The 18,982-nt window shown below is 67.0% G+C and carries 18 protein-coding genes; 11 read left to right on the top strand and 7 right to left on the bottom strand.

The genetic code is table 11. The annotated features are described in order from the left end of the window. Window positions 1–101 precede the first annotated feature (101 nt). The 4 genes from mnmE to rpmH all read right to left on the bottom strand — a co-directional run bounded on the left by mnmE (window position 102) and on the right by rpmH (window position 3,975). The gene (gene mnmE / locus MC375_RS04730; RefSeq protein ID WP_242102148.1) at window positions 102–1,451 is read right to left on the bottom strand and encodes a tRNA uridine-5-carboxymethylaminomethyl(34) synthesis GTPase MnmE; all 1,350 of its coding nucleotides are present in this window, start codon (window positions 1,449–1,451) and stop codon (window positions 102–104) included. Window positions 1,452–1,512: 61 nt separating this feature from the next. Next, a complete protein-coding gene (gene yidC / locus MC375_RS04725; RefSeq protein ID WP_242102147.1) occupies window positions 1,513–3,234 on the bottom strand; it encodes a membrane protein insertase YidC in 1,722 nt (573 codons plus the stop codon). A gap of 96 nt (window positions 3,235–3,330) precedes the next feature. After that, window positions 3,331–3,795: a ribonuclease P protein component gene (gene rnpA / locus MC375_RS04720; RefSeq protein WP_343223557.1), complete on the bottom strand. Its 465-nt coding sequence runs from the start codon at window positions 3,793–3,795 to the stop codon at window positions 3,331–3,333. 39 nt (window positions 3,796–3,834) lie between these two features. Next, window positions 3,835–3,975: a 50S ribosomal protein L34 gene (rpmH, locus tag MC375_RS04715; protein WP_013536759.1), complete on the bottom strand. Its 141-nt coding sequence runs from the start codon at window positions 3,973–3,975 to the stop codon at window positions 3,835–3,837. A 210-nt stretch (window positions 3,976–4,185) separates the two neighbouring features. On the opposite strand from rpmH, the gene dnaA reads away from it, so the two are divergent. The 11 genes from dnaA (at window position 4,186) to MC375_RS04660 (ending at window position 16,292) form a co-directional block, all read left to right on the top strand. Then, complete coding sequence (dnaA, locus tag MC375_RS04710; protein WP_242102145.1) at window positions 4,186–5,514, top strand: chromosomal replication initiator protein DnaA; 1,329 nt, start codon at window positions 4,186–4,188, stop codon at window positions 5,512–5,514. Window positions 5,515–5,912: 398 nt separating this feature from the next. Further along, the gene (gene dnaN, locus MC375_RS04705; protein WP_242102144.1) at window positions 5,913–7,007 is read left to right on the top strand and encodes a DNA polymerase III subunit beta; all 1,095 of its coding nucleotides are present in this window, start codon (window positions 5,913–5,915) and stop codon (window positions 7,005–7,007) included. Between the two features lie 139 nt (window positions 7,008–7,146). Further along, entirely contained in the window at window positions 7,147–8,244 is a 1,098-nt protein-coding gene (gene recF, locus MC375_RS04700) for a DNA replication/repair protein RecF (RefSeq protein ID WP_242102143.1), read from the top strand. A gap of 128 nt (window positions 8,245–8,372) precedes the next feature. Then, the gene (gene gyrB, locus MC375_RS04695; RefSeq protein ID WP_242102142.1) at window positions 8,373–10,832 is read left to right on the top strand and encodes a DNA topoisomerase (ATP-hydrolyzing) subunit B; all 2,460 of its coding nucleotides are present in this window, start codon (window positions 8,373–8,375) and stop codon (window positions 10,830–10,832) included. A gap of 139 nt (window positions 10,833–10,971) precedes the next feature. Further along, the gene (locus MC375_RS04690) at window positions 10,972–11,790 is read left to right on the top strand and encodes a M48 family metallopeptidase (RefSeq protein ID WP_242102141.1); all 819 of its coding nucleotides are present in this window, start codon (window positions 10,972–10,974) and stop codon (window positions 11,788–11,790) included. 105 nt (window positions 11,791–11,895) lie between these two features. After that, window positions 11,896–13,122: a tetratricopeptide repeat protein gene (locus tag MC375_RS04685; RefSeq protein ID WP_242102140.1), complete on the top strand. Its 1,227-nt coding sequence runs from the start codon at window positions 11,896–11,898 to the stop codon at window positions 13,120–13,122. Between the two features lie 130 nt (window positions 13,123–13,252). Further along, window positions 13,253–13,918 carry an energy transducer TonB gene (locus MC375_RS04680; RefSeq protein ID WP_242102139.1) on the top strand — a complete coding sequence of 222 codons (666 nt, stop codon included), beginning with the start codon at window positions 13,253–13,255 and terminating at the stop codon, window positions 13,916–13,918. Between the two features lie 113 nt (window positions 13,919–14,031). Further along, the gene (locus MC375_RS04675) at window positions 14,032–14,805 is read left to right on the top strand and encodes a MotA/TolQ/ExbB proton channel family protein (protein WP_242102138.1); all 774 of its coding nucleotides are present in this window, start codon (window positions 14,032–14,034) and stop codon (window positions 14,803–14,805) included. 26 nt (window positions 14,806–14,831) lie between these two features. Next, window positions 14,832–15,257, top strand: coding sequence for a biopolymer transporter ExbD (locus tag MC375_RS04670; RefSeq protein ID WP_242102137.1), 426 nt, complete (start codon window positions 14,832–14,834; stop codon window positions 15,255–15,257). A gap of 13 nt (window positions 15,258–15,270) precedes the next feature. After that, entirely contained in the window at window positions 15,271–15,684 is a 414-nt protein-coding gene (locus MC375_RS04665; protein ID WP_242102136.1) for a biopolymer transporter ExbD, read from the top strand. A 200-nt stretch (window positions 15,685–15,884) separates the two neighbouring features. Next, window positions 15,885–16,292, top strand: coding sequence for a biopolymer transporter ExbD (locus MC375_RS04660; protein ID WP_242102135.1), 408 nt, complete (start codon window positions 15,885–15,887; stop codon window positions 16,290–16,292). A gap of 42 nt (window positions 16,293–16,334) precedes the next feature. Here the strand turns inward: MC375_RS04660 and MC375_RS04655 are convergent, their stop codons facing one another. The 3 genes from MC375_RS04655 to cls form a co-directional block, all read right to left on the bottom strand. Further along, window positions 16,335–17,093 carry a pyridoxine 5'-phosphate synthase gene (locus MC375_RS04655; RefSeq protein WP_242102134.1) on the bottom strand — a complete coding sequence of 253 codons (759 nt, stop codon included), beginning with the start codon at window positions 17,091–17,093 and terminating at the stop codon, window positions 16,335–16,337. Between the two features lie 10 nt (window positions 17,094–17,103). Beyond that, window positions 17,104–17,367 (bottom strand): hypothetical protein, encoded by a 264-nt coding sequence (locus tag MC375_RS04650; RefSeq protein WP_242102133.1) that lies wholly within the window; start codon window positions 17,365–17,367, stop codon window positions 17,104–17,106. Window positions 17,368–17,519: 152 nt separating this feature from the next. Further along, window positions 17,520–18,965 carry a cardiolipin synthase gene (gene cls / locus MC375_RS04645; protein ID WP_242102132.1) on the bottom strand — a complete coding sequence of 482 codons (1,446 nt, stop codon included), beginning with the start codon at window positions 18,963–18,965 and terminating at the stop codon, window positions 17,520–17,522. Window positions 18,966–18,982 lie beyond the last annotated feature (17 nt).

Genomic DNA, 18,982 nt, shown 5'->3' with positions numbered 1-18,982 from the left:
GCACATCCCGGTGCCTTGCCGGCCCGCGTGGGAACGGATCGCTCGCCGTCTGCGGATGCCTGGGTGCTTGCGACGCAAGCTCGCGTTACAGGATGTCCAACCTATTTGCCGATGCAGAACGTGGCGAAGATCCGGCCGAGCAGGTCGTCCGGCAGGGTCCGGCCGGTGATGTCGCCGAGCGCATCGTGGGCGCTGCGCAGCGCCTCGGCCGCGAGGTCGAGCGTCTCGGTGGCGAGTGCGGTCCGCGCCTGGACGAGCGCGAGCGCGGCGGCGCGCAAGGCCTCGACGTGGCGGGCGCGCGCGGTGAATGCGCCCTCCTCCGCCGACTCGCCGCCACCCGTCGATGCTTCGCGCAGCTGGGCGTGCAACGCTTCGAGTCCGAATCCGGTCAGCGCCGAGACCCGGATGCCGGAGTCCGCCGTAGCCGCCGCGGGCACGAGATCCGCCTTGTTGTGCACCACGAGCAGACGCGGCACATCGGCGACGGCCGCGCGCACCGCTTCCCATCCGGCCTCGGGATCGCACGCATCCAGAACGACCACTGCCAGATCCGCGCGCTGCAGCTCGTCCCGGGCCCGGCGCATGCCTTCGCGTTCGATCGCATCGCCGCCTTCGCGCAGCCCTGCGGTGTCCACCAAGGTCAGCTCCACCCCGTCCACGCGCACGGTTTCGCGCAACAGGTCGCGGGTGGTCCCGGCGATGTCGGTGACGATCGCGCGCTCACTGCCGGCCAATGCATTGAGCAGCGAGCTCTTGCCCGCATTGGGCGGGCCGACGATCACCGCATGCAGGCCGTCGCGCAGCTTCTGCCCGCGCTCGGCGGCCTGCAACAGGGCATCGAGCTGATGGCTCGCGTCCTCCAGACGACCATGCAGGGCCTGGCCGCCTAGGGTGTCGAGCGGCTCGTCGGCGAAGTCGATCGCCGCCTCCACGTGCACCCGGATCGCGAGCAGGCTGTCGGCGAGCGTATCGACGCGTCGGGAGAACTCGCCGTCGAGTGCGCGCCGCGCCGCGCGCGCGGCGCGTGCATCGCCCGCCGCAATCAGGTCGGCGACCGCCTCGGCCTGGGCAAGGTCGAGCTTGCCGTTGAGGTAGGCGCGTTCGCTGAATTCGCCTGGCCGCGCCATCCGCGCGCCGAGCGCGCAGCAGGCTGCGACCAGCGCCCGCAGCACCGCCGGACTGCCATGCGCCTGCAGCTCGACCACGTCCTCGCCGGTGTAGCTGGCTGGTGCGGCGAAATACAGGGCGATGCCGTCGTCGATCGTTTCGGCCTGCGCACCACGAAACCGCGCGTGATACGCGCGACGCGGCGTCAGCGCTCGTGCGCACACGGTTTCGCCAATCTGCACCGCGCGCGGCCCCGACAGGCGCACGATGCCGACGCCGCCGCTGCCTGCCGGCGTGGCGATGGCCACGATGGTGTCGGTGACCGGGCTGATGGTGGTGCTCATGGCGCCATGGTCGCAGAGCCGGGCCGGGACGACGAAGCCGCCTTGCGGCGGTTCGTTTGCATCACTTCGTGGCGGCGGCCTTGGCCTTGCCACCCTCGGGCGCCGGTCCGGACTTGTCGCCGTACTTGCGCAGCATCCACCACTGCTGCAGCAGGCCGAGCGATCCGTTGGTGACCCAGTACAGCACCAGGCCGGCCGGGAAGAAGATCATCATCACCCCGAACACCAGCGGCATCAGCTGCATCATGCGCTGCTGCATCGGGTCCATGCCGACCATCGGCGTGAGCTTCTGGGTGAGCCACATCACGCTGATGTTGATCACCGGCAGGATGAAATACGGATCGGGTGCGGTGAGGTTCTGGATCCAGCCGATCCACGGCGCATGCCGCAGCTCGACCGCCTCGAGCAGGGTCCAGTACAGCGCCAGGAAGATCGGCATCTGGATCAGCACCGGCAGGCAGCCGCCGACCGGGTTGATCTTCTCCTTCTTGTACAGCTCCATCAGCGCCAGCTGGAATTTCTGCTTGTCGTCGCCGTAGCGCTCTTTCAGTTGCTGCACGCGCGGCTGGAACTTGCGCATCTTCGCCGCCGACTTGTACTGCGCCGCCGAGAGAGGGAACAGCAGCGCCTTGACGATCACCACCAGACCGACGATCGCCCAGCCCCAGTTGCCGAAGATGCCGTGCAGCCAGGACAACACCGAGAACAGCAGTTCCGCGATCCAGGCCAGCCAGCCGTAGCTGCTGAAGTCGACCGCGCGCTCCAGCCCCGGCACGTCCTGCGCCTGGATCCCCTTGACCAGCTTCGGCCCGACCCACAGACGCGCCTCGGTCGCGGCCCTGGCGCCCGGCGCGACGCTCACGCCTGGACCGACTTCGCGGATCAGATACTGGGTGCCGTCGGTTGCGCGCGTGGTATCCAGGGAGTAGGTAGCGACATCGTTCGCCGCCGGAATCCAGGCGCTGAAGAAATGGTGCTGCAGCATCGCCACCCAGCCGCCGGTGACTTCCTTGCTCAGGACCCCGTCGCCGAAGTCGTCGAACTTACGCTTCTCAAGTTTGTCCGCATTGCTGTACCAGGCCGCGCCGTGGAAGCTGTAGGACTCCGGATGGGTGAAGCCAGACTTCACCACCGGCGGCACGCGTACCAGCTGGCGGTAGACATAACCCTGCCATGGCGCGTCGCCGGCGTTGACGACCTCGTCGCGTACGCGGATCGCGAAATCGTTGCGCTGGAGCGTGTACACGCGGCGGATCGTCACGCCGTTCGGACCATGCCAGACGAACGGCACGGCGATGCTGTCGACGCCGCGCGGCAATACGTAATTGGTACGGGGCTGCTCGGGCACGAAGCCGCGCTCGTGCGAGGGCGCGGCGTTGGCACTGCTGACCCAGCCGCTCTCGGCGGCGAAGTGGCTCGCGGGGTTGTCGTCGAACAGCTTCACCGGCGGGCTGTTCTTCTCGGTCGTCTGCGGATATCGCAGCAGTTCGGCGCTGCGCACTCGGCCGCCGTCGATCGTCAGGCGCAGGGCATCGGTCGTGACCGTGACGGTCTGCGCGGTGGTCGCGGCGCGCGCTCCCGGTTGCGGGGTCGGTGCGCCTGGGGCCTGCGGTATCTGCGCTGCGCTGGGCGCCTGCGGCACCGAGCCGGTGGCGGAAGCGGTAGGTGCCGGAGCGGCGGACGTGGTCGCGCGCTGCGCCGCCTTGTCCTGTCCCCACGCCATCCACAGCATGGCGGCCACCATCAGCCAGGCGAAGATCAGGAACGTGCGGGTCTGGTTCATGCGAAAGGGGTCGGGAAAGGCGGGGGGCGCGTCGCAACGGAAGACGCCGAAGGGGTGGCGGACGGACAGGCCAACGCGATCACGTAGGACACGCGATCAGTCCGCGCTCGGGGATTGGGCCGGCATTGTGCCGGTCACGGCGGAAAGCGGCAACGCGGCGGCGCGTTGCAGGAGCGAAGCGAACGCCTCGCGCAGCACAGCATTGTCCACTGCACGCGCCGCCGCGCGCGCCACCACGACATAGGCTCCCGGCGGCAGCGCGCCGCGACTACGGCGGAATTCATCGCGCAGGACCCGCTTGATCCGGTTGCGTCCGGTGGCGTGCGGGTCGACTTTGCGCGACACCGCCAGGCCCAGGCGCGCGCCGGGACCGGGGTGCTCCGCGTCATGCAGGACGTGCAGCACCAGCAGCGGATGCGCGATGCGCCGGCCCTGGGCGAAGGTGCGAGCGAACTCGGTCTTGGCGCGCACGCGCGCGGACGCAGAAAAACCCGCGTTTGCGGCGCGGGTCGGGGTGGCTTGCGGGCTGTCTTGCCGGGTGCCTTGCAAACCGGGGCTCACGAAATCGGCGGCCGCGTCCGGGCCGGCGCGATGCTGCCGTCAGGCAGTGAGGCGCTTGCGGCCCTTGGCGCGGCGACGCGCAAGAATCTTGCGCCCGTCGGCGGTCTTCATGCGGGCACGGAAGCCGTGGTCGCGCTTGCGCTTGAGGTTGCTCGGCTGATAGGTGCGCTTGGTGGCCATGGCGGCGACTCTTTTAGGTAATGCGGACGTAGAGAACCAGAAAGTTTAGGCTCCGATGCGTGGGCGGTCAAGGTGCGGGGCGCCCTGCACCCTTGTCCGTCCTGTGGATAACTTCCCACTCCGCCCGCCCCGGTGCTACCCTGCCGCATCCCTAGTTTCCGCTCCGCGATGCCCGCATCGCGCGGCCTTCTTTTCGGTATCGCCCGCCTGATGGATGCCTGGCCCCGTTGCCTCGAACGCCTGGAAGCCGAATTCCCGACCGAGGATGTGCACACCTGGCTCAAGCCGCTGCAGCCCGGTCGCCGCGATGACGGCTTCGTCCTGTATGCGCCCAATGCCTTCGTCATGGAGGAGGTCCGCACCCGCTATCTGGCACGGATCCGCGAGCTGCTGGCCCATTTCTCCGGTTCGCCGGATGTGAGCCTGGAAATCGGATCGCTGCGGCGTGCCGCGGCGCCCATCGTGGCGAGCATGGTCCCGCAGCCGCGGGTGGTCGAACCCGCGTTCCACGGCAATCTCGACAGCCACTACACGTTCGACAACTTCGTGGAAGGCCGCAGCAACCAGCTCGGGCGCGCAGCTGCGTGGCAGGCGGCGCAGACCCCCGGCGATCGCGCCCACAACCCATTGCTGCTTTACGGCGGCACGGGCCTGGGCAAGACCCATCTGATGTTCGCCGCCGGCAACGCCATGCGTGCGGCCAATCCGGCGATGCGGGTGATGTACCTGCGCAGCGAGCAGTTCATGAATGCCTTCACCAAGGCGCTGTACGACAAGTCCAGCGGCGGCATGGAGGCGTTCAAGCGCCAGTTCCAGGGGATCGAAGCCCTGCTGATCGACGACATCCAGTTCTTCGCCGGCAAGGACCGCACCCAGGAAGAATTCTTCCACACCTTCAACGCGCTGTTCGACGGACGCCAGCAGATCATCCTCACCTGCGATCGTTACCCGCGCGAGGTAGAGGGGCTCGAGCCGCGCCTGAAGTCGCGCCTGGGCTGGGGTCTGTCGGTGGCGATCGACCCGCCCGATTTCGAGACCCGCGCCCAGATCGTGCTGTCCAAGGCGCGCGAGCGCGGCGCGCAGATTCCCGAGGACGTCGCCCACCTGATCGCGAAGAAGATGCGCAGCAACGTGCGCGACCTGGAAGGCGCGCTCAATACCCTGGCCGCGCGCGCCAACTTCACCGGCCGCGCGATCACCCCCGACTTCGCCCAGGAAACCCTGCGCGATCTGCTGCGCGCGCAGCAGCAGGCGATCGGCATCGGCAACATCCAGAAGGTCGTGGCCGATTACTACGGGCTGCAGATCAAGGAAATGCTCGGCGCCAAGCGCACCCGCTCGCTGGCGCGTCCGCGACAGATGGCCATGGCCCTGGCCAAGGACCTGACCGAGCATTCGCTGCCCGAGATCGGCGATGCCTTCGGCGGTCGCGACCACACCACCGTACTGCATGCCTGCCGCACGATCCGCACGCTGATGGAGACCGACGGCAAGCTCAAGGAAGACTGGGAAAAGCTCAATCGCAAATTGAGCGAATAACGTGCCGATCGGATGCCCGCGTCTGCGCCCGTCCAGAGGCATCCCTGCCCCCGCCATCAGCTAGCCACCGCCCTGCCCTTGCACTAGCATGGCGACGGGTTTCCCGCGGTCGATCTCAAGATGCTGTGCGCCATTGCGGGCGCGTCGGCAGATCTTGTGGACAGTCCCGGGTTGCGCAGCGGGACAAGTTGTGGACAAGTCGGGTCCTGGCCCCGCTGCCGAAAACCATCCACAGCTTGTGCAGGCCCCGCGCAGCCCCTTATCCGCATGGTTGCCGGTAGAATTAATGCATAATAATCAACGAGTTAACAGAGTTATACCGGCTGCGGACCGGCCCAAGCACTACCACCGTCTTTGATTTTCACTCTTCCCAACAGCAACAGCCGGGGATCCATCCGATGCGTTTCAGCCTGCAGCGCGAAGCCTTGCTCAAGCCCCTGGCCCAGGTCGTCAATGTCGTTGAGCGGCGACAGACTCTGCCGGTGCTGGCGAATCTGTTGGTCCAGGTCAAGGGCGGCCAGCTCTCGCTGACCGGCACCGACCTGGAGGTGGAGATGGTGGCGCGCAGCCCGGTCGACGATGCGCAGGATGGCGAGACCACGATTCCGGCGCGCAAGCTGTTCGACATCGTCCGGGCCCTGCCCGACGGCAGCAAGATCGCGGTCAACCAGGTGGGCGACAAGATCACGGTCCAGACCGGGCGCTCGCGCTTCAGCCTGGCCAGCCTGCCGGCCAACGATTTTCCTTCGATCGACGAAGTCGAGGCCACCGAACGCGTTTCCGTGCCCGAGGCTGCGCTCAAGGAATTGATCGAACGCACCGCCTTCGCCATGGCCCAGCAGGATGTGCGCTATTACCTCAACGGCCTGCTGTTCGATCTGCGTGACAGCTCGTTGCGCTGCGTGGCCACCGACGGACACCGGCTTGCGCTGTGCGAGGCCGCGCTGGAAGGCGCCGGCAAGCGCCAGATCATCCTGCCGCGCAAGGGCGTGCAGGAGCTGCAACGCCTGCTCGAGGGCGGCGATCGCAGCCTAGAGCTGGAGGTCGGCCGCAACCACCTGCGGGTGAAGCGCGACGATGTGACTTTCACCAGCAAGCTGATCGACGGCAAGTTCCCCGATTACGAGGCGGTGATTCCGATCGGCGCCGACCGCGAGGTCAAGATCGACCGCGAAACCCTGCGTGCGGCCCTGCAACGCGCGGCGATCCTGTCCAACGAAAAGTATCGTGGGGTGCGGATCGAGGTCTCGCCCGGGCAGCTGAAGATCAGCGCCCACAATCCCGAGCAGGAAGAAGCGCAGGAAGAGGTCGAGGCCGAAACCAAGGTCGACGGGCTAGCGATCGGCTTCAACGTCAATTACCTGCTCGATGCCCTCACTGCCCTGCGCGACGAGCACGTGATCCTGCAGCTGCGCGACGCCAATTCCTCGGCGCTGGTCCGGGAAGCCGGCAATGAGCGCAGCCGGCATGTGGTGATGCCGCTGCGGCTCTGATGCGCACCGCGTTCCACGTGGAACCAACCTGCTTCGCCCGGTCCGCGCCGGGCGAAGTCGTTTGGAGCCCACCCTCGGCTCCATGCCGGAGCCAAGCGCACCGGGTATGGGCGGTTAGCGATGGACCGGCTGTAGCCTGATGCGAATCACTCGCCTGACGATAGCGGGCTTGCGGAACCTGCAACCGACCGATCTGCGGCCGGGACCAGGGCTCAACGTGCTGGTCGGACCAAACGGCGCAGGCAAGACCAGCGTGCTCGAAGCCCTGCACCTGCTGGCCTATGGACGCAGTTTCCGGGGGCGGGTTCGGGACGGGCTGGTGCGGACCGGCCGGGACGCGCTGGAGGTCTTTGCCGAATGGGACGAGCCCGGAGGACGTATCCGTCGGGCCGGGCTGCGGCATGCGGGACAGACCTGGAGCGGCCGACTCGACGGGGCGTCGGTGAGCCAGCTTGGAGAGCTGTGCGCGGCGCTGGCGGCGCTCACCTTCGAACCGGGCAGCCATGCGCTGATCAGCGGGGGCGGCGAAACCCGACGCCGGTATCTGGATTGGGGTTTGTTCCACGTGGAACCGGACTTTCTGGGGCTCTGGCGGCGCTATGGCCGGGCCCTCAAGCAGCGCAACGCGCTATTGAAGCTGCGCGCCGGGGTGGATCAGTTCCAGGTCTGGGATCAGGAGCTGGCCGAAATGGGCGAAGCGCTGACAGCGCGGCGTGAGCTCTACCTGGATGGCCTGCAACCCCGGCTGCGCGCGGCGTCGGGTGAACTGGCGCCTGGGCTGGGGGAGGCGGCGTTCGCGTTCCAGCCGGGGTGGCGGCGCGAGCAGCTGTCTCTCGCCGATGCTCTGCTGCTCGCGCGGGAGCGCGACTTGGTCACCGGCTTCACATCGGTCGGACCGCACCGGGCCGACTGGCGGATTACGCACGCGCAGCGTCCCGATCAGGAAGCGCTTTCGCGAGGGCAGGGCAAGCTCACTGCGCTGGCGGCGCTGCTGGCGCAGGCGGAGGATTTCGCCGCCCGTCGCGGACAATGGCCCCTGGTCCTGCTGGACGACCTTGCCTCGGAGCTGGATCTGCCACACCAGCGGCGCCTGTTGCAGCGGTTACGCGCCAGCGATGCGCAGGTATTCATCACCGGCACCGAAGTCCCGCTCGCGCTCGCCGGCACCGGTTTCGATTTGTTCCACGTGGAACAAGGAAAAGTGTTACACGCGGAGGGCGGCTCGCTACAGCATTAACGTTTTATGCGAAATATCCAGGAGGTTGGGCCCGCTGAGCCGGCCCCACTGGTATAATTTCCCGCTTCAATCCCTATAGCTAATGTGTCGCGGCCCGCTGCAGCGCGGTTCCGCGCCGAACAGAGCGCATGACGGAAAACAACACACCCGAAAATCCTGGCCAGACCACTGCGGGCCAGACCGGTTACGACTCCAGCAAGATCACCGTGCTGCGCGGCCTGGAGGCCGTGCGCAAGCGCCCGGGCATGTACATCGGCGACGTGCACGACGGCACCGGGCTGCACCACATGGTGTTCGAGGTGGTCGACAACGCCATCGATGAAGCCTTGGCTGGTCATGCCGATGACATCGTGGTGACCATCCACGAGGACGGCTCGGTATCGGTCTGGGACAACGGACGCGGCATTCCGGTGGACACCCACAAGGAAGAGGGCGTATCCGCGGCCGAGGTCATCATGACCGTGCTGCATGCCGGCGGAAAGTTCGACGACAACAGCTACAAGGTCTCCGGCGGCCTGCACGGCGTTGGCGTGTCGGTGGTCAATGCGCTCAGCGAAAAGCTCACCCTGGACATCTGGCGCGACGGCTTCCACCACCAGCAGGAATACGCGCTCGGCGAGCCGGTGTATCCGCTGCGCCAGCTCGAGGCTTCCGACAAGCGCGGCACGCTGCTGCGCTTCTGGCCCTCGAACGCGATCTTTACAGACACCCTATTCCACTACGACATCCTCGCGCGCCGCCTGCGCGAACTCTCGTTCCTCAACTCCGGCGTCAAGATCACGCTGCTCGACGAGCGCGGCGAGGGCGAACGCGACGTGTTCCAGTACGAAGGCGGCATCCGCTCCTTCGTCGAGCATCTGGCGCAGCTGAAGACGCCGCTGCATCCCAACGTGATCTCGGTGACCGGCGAGCAGAACGGGATCACCGTGGACGTCGCCCTGCAATGGACCGACGCCTACCAGGAAACGATGTTCTGCTTCACCAACAACATTCCGCAGAAGGACGGCGGTACCCACCTGATCGGCTTCCGCGCCGCGCTCACCCGTACCCTGAGCAACTACATCGAACAGAACGGGATCGCCAAGCAGGCCAAGGTCTCGCTGTCAGGCGACGACATGCGCGAGGGCATGATCGCCGTGCTGTCGGTGAAGGTGCCCGACCCCAGCTTCTCGTCGCAGACCAAGGAAAAGCTGGTCTCCTCCGACGTGCGCCCGGTGGTGGAATCCACCTTCGGCCAACGGCTCGAGGAGTTCCTGCAGGAGCATCCCAACGAAGCGCGCGCGATCGCCGGCAAGATCGTCGACGCCGCGCGTGCGCGCGAAGCCGCGCGCAAGGCGCGCGACCTTACCCGGCGCAAGGGCGCGCTGGACATCGCAGGGCTCCCGGGCAAGCTCGCCGACTGCCAGGAAAAGGATCCGGCGCTGTCGGAACTGTTCATCGTCGAGGGCGACTCGGCCGGCGGTTCGGCCAAGCAGGGCCGCAATCGCAAGAACCAGGCGGTGTTGCCGCTGCGCGGCAAGATCCTCAACGTCGAGCGCGCGCGCTTCGACCGCATGCTCGCCAGCGCCGAGGTCGGCACCCTGATCACCGCACTGGGCACCGGCATCGGCCGCGACGAATACAACCCCGACAAGCTGCGCTACCACCGCATCATCATCATGACCGACGCGGACGTGGACGGTTCGCACATCCGCACCCTGCTGCTGACCTTCTTCTACCGGCAGATGCCCGACCTGATCGAGCGCGGCCACATCTATATCGGCCTGCCGCCGCTGTACAAGCTCAAGCAGGGCAAGCAGGAGCTCTACCTGAAGGACGATGCGGCGCTGGACGCCTACCTGGCCGGCAACGCGGTCGAAGGGGCCGGGTTGATCCCGGCGACGGACGAGCCTGCGATCGAAGGCATGGCCCTGGAGCAGCTGCTGCTGGCCTATGCCGGCGCGCGCGCCGCGATCGCCCGCAATGCGCACCGCTTCGACCCGATCGTGCTCGAATCGCTGATCGACTTCACTCCGCTCGACGCGCAAAGCCTGGCGCTCAACACCGACGAGGCGCATGAACTCACCGCGCTGGAGGCCAGGCTCAATCGCGGCGGCCTGGGCCAGCCCCGGTACCGGCTGGTGCTGCAGGCGGCCAACGAATCGCGCCCGGTCGCGCTGCTGATCATCCGTCGGCACATGGGCGAGGAACTGACGCAGGTGCTGCCGCTGTCGATTTTCGAACATGGCGAACTGCGCCCGCTGCGCGATGCCGCCGCGGCCCTGCATGGCCTGGTCCGCGAAGGCGCGCAGATCGTGCGCGGCAACAAGACCCAGCCCGTCGCCAGCTTCGCCCAGGCCCAGGCCTGGCTGCTGGACGAAGCCCGCAAGGGCCGCCAGATCCAGCGCTTCAAGGGCCTGGGCGAAATGAACCCCGAGCAGCTCTGGGACACCACAGTGAACCCGGATACCCGCCGTCTGTTGCAGGTGCGGATCGAGGATGCGGTCGCGGCCGACCAGATATTCAGCACGTTGATGGGCGATGTCGTCGAGCCGCGGCGCGAGTTCATCGAGGACAACGCGCTCAAGGTCGCGAATCTGGACGTGTAGAACGCGGCCGCGTTGGCGGCGTGCGACGGCGCGTTTCAGCGCCGATCGTGGCGGGTGGCTGAACGCCCGCCCGCGCGCCAACGCGGACTTCACCGCATGCGGGACTAGCCTAGCGGCCCCGATTCGCCGAGGAATGCCCATGAAGCCGCAGCTACCGGCCCTAGTCCTGGCCGCCGCCGTTTCAGCCACCGTCGCCGGCTGCGCCACCACGACCTCGCCGACCGGGCGCAAGCAGTACGTCGGCGCCGTCTCCCAGCAGCAGCTCAACCAACTCGGCGCGCAGGCCTTCGCGCAGCTCAAGTCGCAAAAGCCGCAGACCAGCAACAGCGCCCAGCGCAGCTACGTGTCCTGCGTAACCAACGCTATCGTCAGCCAGCTGCCTGCCGAGTGGCGCAGCGGCGGTTGGGAAAGTGCAGTGTTCGTCGACAACGACCCCAACGCGTTCGCCCTGCCCGGCGGCAAGGTGGGCATTTACACGGGCATCTTCAGTGTCGCGAAGAACCAGGACCAGCTCGCCGGCGTGATCGCGCACGAGATCGGCCACGTCGTCTCCCGCCATCATGATGAGCGCCTAACCCGCCAGGCGGGCGCCTCCGGGGCGCTGCAGGTAGTCGGCGCGATCCTCGGATCCCGCTATGGCGAAGGCGTCGGCAATGCGGCGATGCAGGGCGGTGGCGTGCTGGCGCAGACCGGCTTCCTGCTGCCCGGCTCACGCGCCCAGGAGAGCGAAGCCGACGTGGTCGGCCAGCAGCTCATGGCACGGGCTGGTTTCGATCCGCGCGGCGCGGTCAGCCTGTGGCAGAACATGATCGCGGCCGGCGGCAGCCGCCCACCGCAATGGCTGTCCACCCACCCCGACCCTCAGGCGCGCATCGGCGAACTGCAGTCGCGTGCCGCGAGCCTGGTCCCGGCCTACCAGCAGGCACAGGCGGCAGGCCGGCGCCCGAAATGCGGCTGAAAACGTTTCACATAACGCGGGTCTAGCAATCGATCCGCGCCAATCTGCTAGCGTGCACGCCCCCAACCGGGCCTGCCCGGCGGCGTACGTCTCCACAGGTGAACAATGTCCCAACCGCAAACCCGTCAATTGGTCCTCGCTCTGCTCGCCGCCCTGTCCCTGTGCGGGGTGGCAACCGCCGCTCCGCAAGCGCCTCGCTCGCTTGAGGAACAGCGAGCACAGAAGGAGCGCGAGGCCCAGAAAGAGTCCGATTCCACGGAAAAGACGCCGGAGCAGGCGGAAGTCGCCGCGCGCTACCCCCAAGCCGATCGCATCGAGCCAGAAGGCAAGGCCACACCGAAACACGTGCCCAAGCTGAAGCAGCAGTTCGACGCCTTCAACTCCAAGGACAACACCACAGTACTGACACTGGCCGATGAACTGATCGCCGATCCGGAAACCAACCCCTACGAGAAGTCGGTGGCGGCGCGCCTGGCAGGCGCGAGCCAGCTCAATGCGGATAACGCCAAGGCGATGGCCTACCTGCAAAAGGCGATCGAGTTCAACGGATTGAACAACAACGAGCATTTCGAAGCGATGTTCCTGATCGCGCAACTGCAGATGCAGGAAAAGCAGTACGCGCAGAGCCTGGCGACGGTCGATCAGTTCCTGACCCAGACCAAGAACCAGACGCCCGACGCATTGGCGCTCAAGGGCAATGCCCTGTACCGCCTCAAGCGCTATCCCGAAGCGGTCGAAGCACTGAAGCTGGCGCTGGCCGGGGCGCCGCAGCCGCGCGCGGACTGGACCCAGCTGCTTATGGGCGCGTACGCCGACATGGGCCAGCCCGAGGAGGCCAGCAAGCTCGCCGAACAGCTGGGGGCCGGCAACCCTGACGACAAGCAGGCACAGCTGAACTTGGCCGCGACCTACATGCAGTCCGGACAGGACGACAAGGCCGCGGCGATCCTGGAAAAGCTGCGCAGCAGCGGACAGCTGACCGAGGAACAGGACTACCGCAACCTGTTCGCCATGTACAGCAATGCAGGTGGCAAGGACAAGGAGGTCATCGCCGTCATCAACGAAGGCATGTCCAAGGGCATCCTGAAGCCGGATCACCAGGTCTATACCGCGTTGGCACAGGCCTATTGGTTTTCCGACCAGGCCGGCCCCGCGATCGAGGCCTTCAAGAAAGCGGCGCCGATTGCGCCCAACGGTGAGGCCTATCTCAACCTGGCGCGCGCGCTCAGCAACGAGGGCCACACCGCCGAGGCCAGGGAGGCCGCGAAACAGGCGCTCGCCAAGGGCGTGAAGAAGCCCGAAGACGCCAAACGGATCATCGGTACCAAGTAATTACTCGGTTGCGGCATTGGTAACCGATTACAGGTTTGTTATAAGCTTCGAGGTTCCCGCCGCCTTCACGTGACGGGACCTTCACCTCCTCCGGCGCCTCGGCACCGGGCCCCACCCGAGCTTCCCTCGCATGACCCAACGCCTGCGGACGACCGATAAAAATGATGACGATGTCGGCCTGAACTGGCCGCGCATCGCTGGCTATTCCTTCGTGGTCGCCGTGCACCTTGCCGCGCTGCTGCTGCTGCTCGCACCGGTGGCGCCACCGGGACAGCAACAGCAGGAAGAAGATGTCACCCGCGTGGTGATCATCGAGCCGCCGCCGCCGCCGCCGCCGCCGCCCCCGCCGCCCCCGGAACCGCCCAAGCCGCAGGAAATCAAGCAGCTGGCGCCGCCGCAGCCTTCGCCGATCCCGCCGCCGCCGGAGGAGCCGCCGGTGGTGTTCGACGAGCCAGCCGCCGTGGACATCCAGGCGCCGCCGCCCGCACCGCCGGCACCCCCGGCGCCGCAGCCGGACATCGGCGCGAGCGTGGACATTTCGTCCAAGAACATGAATCCGCCCAAGTACCCGCCGCGCGCCTACCAGCAGGGCGTGGAAGGCACCGTCATCCTGATCGTCGACGTGGACGCCAACGGCAACGTCACCAACGTGTCGGTGGAGAAATCCAGCCGCAACCGCGATCTGGATCGCGCCGCGATGGACGCCGCGCGCAAATGGCGATTCAACCCGTCGATCAAGAATGGCCAGAAGGCTGCCGGTCGCGTCCGCGTTCCGGTGGACTTCAAGTTGCAGTAGACCGGCTTCAGTAACGCCGCACCGGCGCGTGCCGGGTTCTGCGGATTTCACCTCGCTCCACGTTCCATCGCATCAGCTGTCTTCTCCACACCACAACATCAAAGGTAAGCGTCATGCTGCAGGAAACCACTAACGCCGCGGCCCCGGCCGGAGGCAATGCCGCACAGGCTCTGACGCAGATGGGTGTCGACCATCTGCTGGCGGAGATGACCGCCGACCCAGGTGCCTATGCGGTGTCCTGGGCGGTGCTGATCACGCTGCTGATCATGTCCGCCTCCTCGATCTACTGGATCGTGATCAATTTCTTCAAGAACCTGGCCTTGCGCCGGAGTGCCGACCGCGTGGTCAGCACGTTCTGGGAGACGCCGAACGCGCAGGACGCGATCCGCTACATGGAAGAGCAGCCGCGTCGCGAACCGTTCTCGAAGATCGCGCTCGATGCCGCCCAGGCCGCCGCGCACCATCAGCGTCATGAAGGCTCGCGCCTGGTCGAGTCACTGAACCGCTCGGAATTCGTGGACCGCGCCCTGCGCCAGGCCGTGACCCGTGAATCGATGAACCTGGAAAGCGGCCTGACCGTGCTCGCCACCGTGGGTTCGACCGCGCCGTTCGTCGGCCTGCTCGGTACCGTGTGGGGCATTTACGGTGCGCTGATCCGCATCGGCGCCACCGGCCAGGCTTCGATCGATGCGGTTGCAGGACCGGTGGGCGAGGCCCTGATCATGACCGCGCTCGGTCTGTTCGTGGCGATCCCGGCGGTGCTGGCGTACAACTTCTTCGTGCGCCTGAACCGCGTCACCAACAACAAGTTCGACACCTTCGCGCACGACCTGCACGACTTCTTCGCCACCGGTGCACGCGTGGGCGAAGTCGCGGTCAAGCGCTGAGCCTGACGAACTGACGGAGTCCCGACATGGCCTTCAGTAGCGGCACCGAAAGCGGTGCACCGATGTCCGAGATCAACGTCACGCCCCTCGTGGACGTGATGTTGGTGCTGCTCATCATCTTCATGATCACGGCACCGCTGATGTCGCATAAGGTCAAGGTGGAGCTTCCGCAGGCCAACCTGGACAAGAAGGACGACACGGTGCCGCCGGTGCCGCCGATCACCATCGCCGTGACCGACGACGGGAAGATCTACTGGAACGACCAGCCGATCGACAAGGGCCTGCTGGAAAGCCAGCTGTCGGTGGAAGCGCAGAAGACGCCGCAACCGGCGATCAACCTGCGCGGCGACCAGACCACCAAGTACCGCACGATCCGTGAGGTGGTCGACATCGCCCAGGCCCAGGGCATGCGCAAGGTCGGCTACGTCGCCACCCGCGAACGTCCCAACTGAGGAGAGATAGAAGATGGCATTCTCAACAGGTGGTGGCGGCGGGCCGATGGCTGACATCAACGTCACGCCCCTGGTGGACGTGATGTTGGTGCTGCTGATCATCTTCATGGTGACGGCGCCGATCATGTCGTACCCGATCGACATCGACCTTCCGCAGCGCTCACTCAACCCGCCTCCGACCACCCAGGATCCGCCCGACCCGATCCGGCTGCGCATCGACAGCGCGGGGCAGGTGTTCTGGAACGACAGCCCGACGCCGCTGTCCGCCCTGCGCAACATGATGGAAGCCGAGGTCGAACGCGATCCGAACAACCAGCCCACGCTGGAGATCGATACCGCGGACGACGCCGACTACGGCATCCTGGCCAAAGTCCTGGCCAGCGCGCGCAATGCGCAGATGCAGAAGATCGGTTTCGTCAAGAAGTAGACCCGCAAGACAGGCATGGTCCAGCGCACTGCAGCGCGCCGGACCGACGCTTACCTGACCAGCAAGTCCTTTGCGCCGCCCGTCCGGGCGGCGTTTTCTTTTGTCCGCTTTGTGAGGAGCGCCGCCCTCACGCGCCGCACACGTGCGCGGGGGTATCGCCATGGCTGCGGGAGACGGTCCCGCCTCGCCAGGGGAACGATATGGCCGCTTATTCGATGCCGTCCACACAGCACAGCGTCGCCCAGATCAACATCACCCCGCTGGTCGATGTGATGCTGGTCCTGCTAGTGATCTTCATGATCGCCGCACCGGTGGTCAGCCAGCCGATCCGCCTGGACCTGCCTGGAACGTCACCGCCCCCGCCGGTCAAGGCGGACGCGCCCATCGTGCTGCGCATCGACGCTGCCGGGCAGGTGTACTGGAACGGCGATGCGACGCCACTGCCGACGCTGCGCGCGATGCTGCAGGCCGAGGTCGCGCGCGATGCGCAGGCACGCATAACGCTGCAGATCGACGCCAGCGACGAGACCGATTACGGAATCGTGGCCAAGGTGTTGGCGGCGGCACGCAATGCCGAGGTCGAGCGCATCGGTTTCCTGCGCCACTAGCGACGCGTCTCCGGCGTTCGAGCGGCGCAATCGCCCGCTGGGTCAGGAACTCAAAGCACCGCTGACGATCCGCAGGTAGGCGCGCACGGTGGCATCGAGTCCGGCGTAGAGCGCTTCGCCGATCAGGGCATGACCGATCGAGACCTCCAGCACCTCCGGCACGCCGGCTAGGAAGGCAGCGAGGTTGTGCTGGTCGAGATCGTGCCCGGCGTTGACGCCGAGCCCGACCGCCTGGGCCCGGCGCGCGGTGTCGGCGCATGCGGCGATCACGGCGCCGGCATCCCCCTGCGCAAAGGCCTCGGCATACGGACCGGTGTACAACTCGATGCGATCCGCGCCGATCTGCGCCGCGCGCTCCACCGCGCTTCCGGCATCGGCGAACAGGCTGACCCGGCAGTCGAGCGCCTTGAGCGCGTCGACCAGCGGTTGCAGCGCATCGGCATCGCGGGCGAAGTCGAAACCGTGGTCCGAGGTCAGCTGTCCATCGCCGTCCGGTACCAGGGTCGCCTGCGCCGGCCGCGCCTGTTCGCACAGGGCCAGAAAGCCCGGATAGCCCGCGCGCGGCGGCGCGAACGGATTGCCTTCGAGGTTGAATTCCACGCCGTACGCACGGGTGAGCTGCGCCAGCGCCAGCACGTCGTCGGCGCGGATGTGGCGCGCGTCGGGCCGCGGATGCACGGTGATCCCGTGCGCACCGGCATCGAGGCAGGCGCGTGCGGCTTCGACCACGTCGGGCAGCGCGCCGCCGCGCGAGTTGCGCAGCACGGCGATCTTGTTGACGTTGACGCTGATTTGGGTCATCGCACCGGCATCACGCCGATGGCGCATCGCCACCGGATTGCGCGGCATTGCGGCGTGCGTCGGCTTGCTCGCGAAGGCGCCGCAGTTCGGCCGGATCGATCATCGCCACCTCGTCGCGCGAGCGGCTGCCCAGGCGCTGGGCCAGCAGTGCCATGACCCCGGCCACGACCAGTATCAGCGAGGCGAGCAGGCAGACGACGGCCAGCGCCATCGACGTGGTCACGAAGGCGACCGCGAACGCGGCGGCCGCCAGCAGGATCAGCAGCCAGGGCATGGCACGGGCTCCGGGTCGGGTAGGCGAAGTCTAGCGCGAGACGCAGGGTGGACGCGCCATGGAATGAGCGTGGGGCTGCAACCGAACGGAGGTCCTCCGCCGCCGCGGCGGCGCGAAGGAAAGTTGCGGCGGGCAGGCTGCTCGCGGCGCCCCTAGAGCAGCGGCGACATCAGCCGGGCCAGCGCCTCGGGCAGGCGCGCCGTCAGCAGCGGGCGGTTGCGGTCCTCGCGCACGCGCGGGGCGTGCGCGAATTCGGTTTCGATCAGCTGCGCCAGCTCCGCGGCGATGCCTGGATCGTCGAACAGCAAGGACACCTCGAAATTCAGGCGGAAGCTGCGATGGTCGAAATTGGCGCTGCCGATCAACGCGATCCTGTCGTCGACCAGCAGGGCCTTGCTGTGCAGCATGCGCGGGCCGTACTCGTAAACCTTGACGCCGGCCGCCAGCAGGTCGTCGTAGTAGGAACGCACGCACCAGGTGACCAGTCTGCTGTCGCTCATCTTTGGCACCAGCAGGCGCACGTCCAGTCCGGATAGGGCCGCCGAGGTAAGGGCCATCATCGCCGCCTCGCCCGGCACGAAATAGGGCGTCACCAGCCATATCCGCTGGCTGGCGGCGTGGATCGCGCCCACGTGCAGGCGATGGATCGCTTCCCACGACGAATCCGGGCCGGAGGTGAGCACCTGGGTATCGATCGGCCCGCCCTGCGGCTCGGGCGTCGCACGTGCGACATCTCCGACGAAATCGCGCCGCTCCGTGGCGTAGGCCCAGTCCTCGACGAACACTTCCTGCAGCGCGCGCACCGCGTCGCCTTCGATGCGCAGATGCAGGTCCCGATACGCATCCTTGCGCAGACGCTCGTCCTGCTCGTCGGTGATGTTGATGCCGCCGGTGTAGGCGATGCGACCGTCGATCACCACGATCTTGCGATGCGTGCGCAGGTTCAACCACGGACGCTTCCACAGCAGCCATGGACGCGCCGGATGGAACCACGCGATCTCGCCGCCGGCCTCCTGCAGCGGGGCGAAGAACCGGCGGCTGGCCTGTTTCGAGCCCATCGCGTCCAGCAGCAGCCGCACCCGCACGCCGGCACGCGCGCGTTCGATCAGTGCGTCGCGCAGCGCGGTGCCGCTGCGGTCGGGGTTGTAGATGTAGTACTCCAGGTGCACGTGATCCTGCGCCTGGGCAATGTCGCCCAGCAACGCCGGATACTTCGCGCCGCCGTCCACCAGCAGGCGCACGGCGCGCGCGGTGGTGGGTGCGATCCCGGTCGTGGCCTGGGCGAGGCTGCGCAGTTCCTGGGCCTCGTCATTTCCCTCCGCACCGGCGTATCGCGGCAGCGCGACGCGGTGCCGGCGACGCCGGGCGCGATGCCGGGTGATCTTCTGCGGGCCGAACACGTAATAGATCAGGAAGCCCAGATAGGGCAGGGCCGCCAGGCTGATCAGCCAGCTCAGGGTCGCGGCCGGCTCGCGCTTCTGCAGCACGATCCAGAACCCAAGGCCGATCAGGTAGCTGAGCCAGCCAGCGGTGAGGTAAAGACGAATGTGGGGGATCGTCCAGAACGCGCCCCACAGCTCCCGGATCGTTTCCAGCATTTGCGTCGGTCCTGTCG

Source organism: Lysobacter sp. M2-1 (genome assembly GCF_022662495.1).
GTDB lineage: Bacteria > Pseudomonadota > Gammaproteobacteria > Xanthomonadales > Xanthomonadaceae > JAKPBU01.
The sequence above is the reverse complement of the archived record's forward strand: the minus strand, read 5'-3'. Positions and strand labels throughout refer to the sequence as shown.

Coding starts and splice junctions, on each gene's coding strand:
- mnmE (WP_242102148.1), bottom strand. CDS start 1,451: ATGAGCACCACCATCAGCCCGGTCACCGACACCATCGTGGCCATCGCC.
- yidC (WP_242102147.1), bottom strand. CDS start 3,234: ATGAACCAGACCCGCACGTTCCTGATCTTCGCCTGGCTGATGGTGGCC.
- rpmH (WP_013536759.1), bottom strand. CDS start 3,975: ATGGCCACCAAGCGCACCTATCAGCCGAGCAACCTCAAGCGCAAGCGC.
- dnaA (WP_242102145.1), top strand. CDS start 4,186: ATGGATGCCTGGCCCCGTTGCCTCGAACGCCTGGAAGCCGAATTCCCG.
- dnaN (WP_242102144.1), top strand. CDS start 5,913: ATGCGTTTCAGCCTGCAGCGCGAAGCCTTGCTCAAGCCCCTGGCCCAG.
- recF (WP_242102143.1), top strand. CDS start 7,147: ATGCGAATCACTCGCCTGACGATAGCGGGCTTGCGGAACCTGCAACCG.
- gyrB (WP_242102142.1), top strand. CDS start 8,373: ATGACGGAAAACAACACACCCGAAAATCCTGGCCAGACCACTGCGGGC.
- MC375_RS04690 (WP_242102141.1), top strand. CDS start 10,972: ATGAAGCCGCAGCTACCGGCCCTAGTCCTGGCCGCCGCCGTTTCAGCC.
- MC375_RS04685 (WP_242102140.1), top strand. CDS start 11,896: ATGTCCCAACCGCAAACCCGTCAATTGGTCCTCGCTCTGCTCGCCGCC.
- MC375_RS04680 (WP_242102139.1), top strand. CDS start 13,253: ATGACCCAACGCCTGCGGACGACCGATAAAAATGATGACGATGTCGGC.
- MC375_RS04675 (WP_242102138.1), top strand. CDS start 14,032: ATGCTGCAGGAAACCACTAACGCCGCGGCCCCGGCCGGAGGCAATGCC.
- MC375_RS04670 (WP_242102137.1), top strand. CDS start 14,832: ATGGCCTTCAGTAGCGGCACCGAAAGCGGTGCACCGATGTCCGAGATC.
- MC375_RS04665 (WP_242102136.1), top strand. CDS start 15,271: ATGGCATTCTCAACAGGTGGTGGCGGCGGGCCGATGGCTGACATCAAC.
- MC375_RS04660 (WP_242102135.1), top strand. CDS start 15,885: ATGGCCGCTTATTCGATGCCGTCCACACAGCACAGCGTCGCCCAGATC.
- MC375_RS04655 (WP_242102134.1), bottom strand. CDS start 17,093: ATGACCCAAATCAGCGTCAACGTCAACAAGATCGCCGTGCTGCGCAAC.
- MC375_RS04650 (WP_242102133.1), bottom strand. CDS start 17,367: ATGCCCTGGCTGCTGATCCTGCTGGCGGCCGCCGCGTTCGCGGTCGCC.
- cls (WP_242102132.1), bottom strand. CDS start 18,965: ATGCTGGAAACGATCCGGGAGCTGTGGGGCGCGTTCTGGACGATCCCC.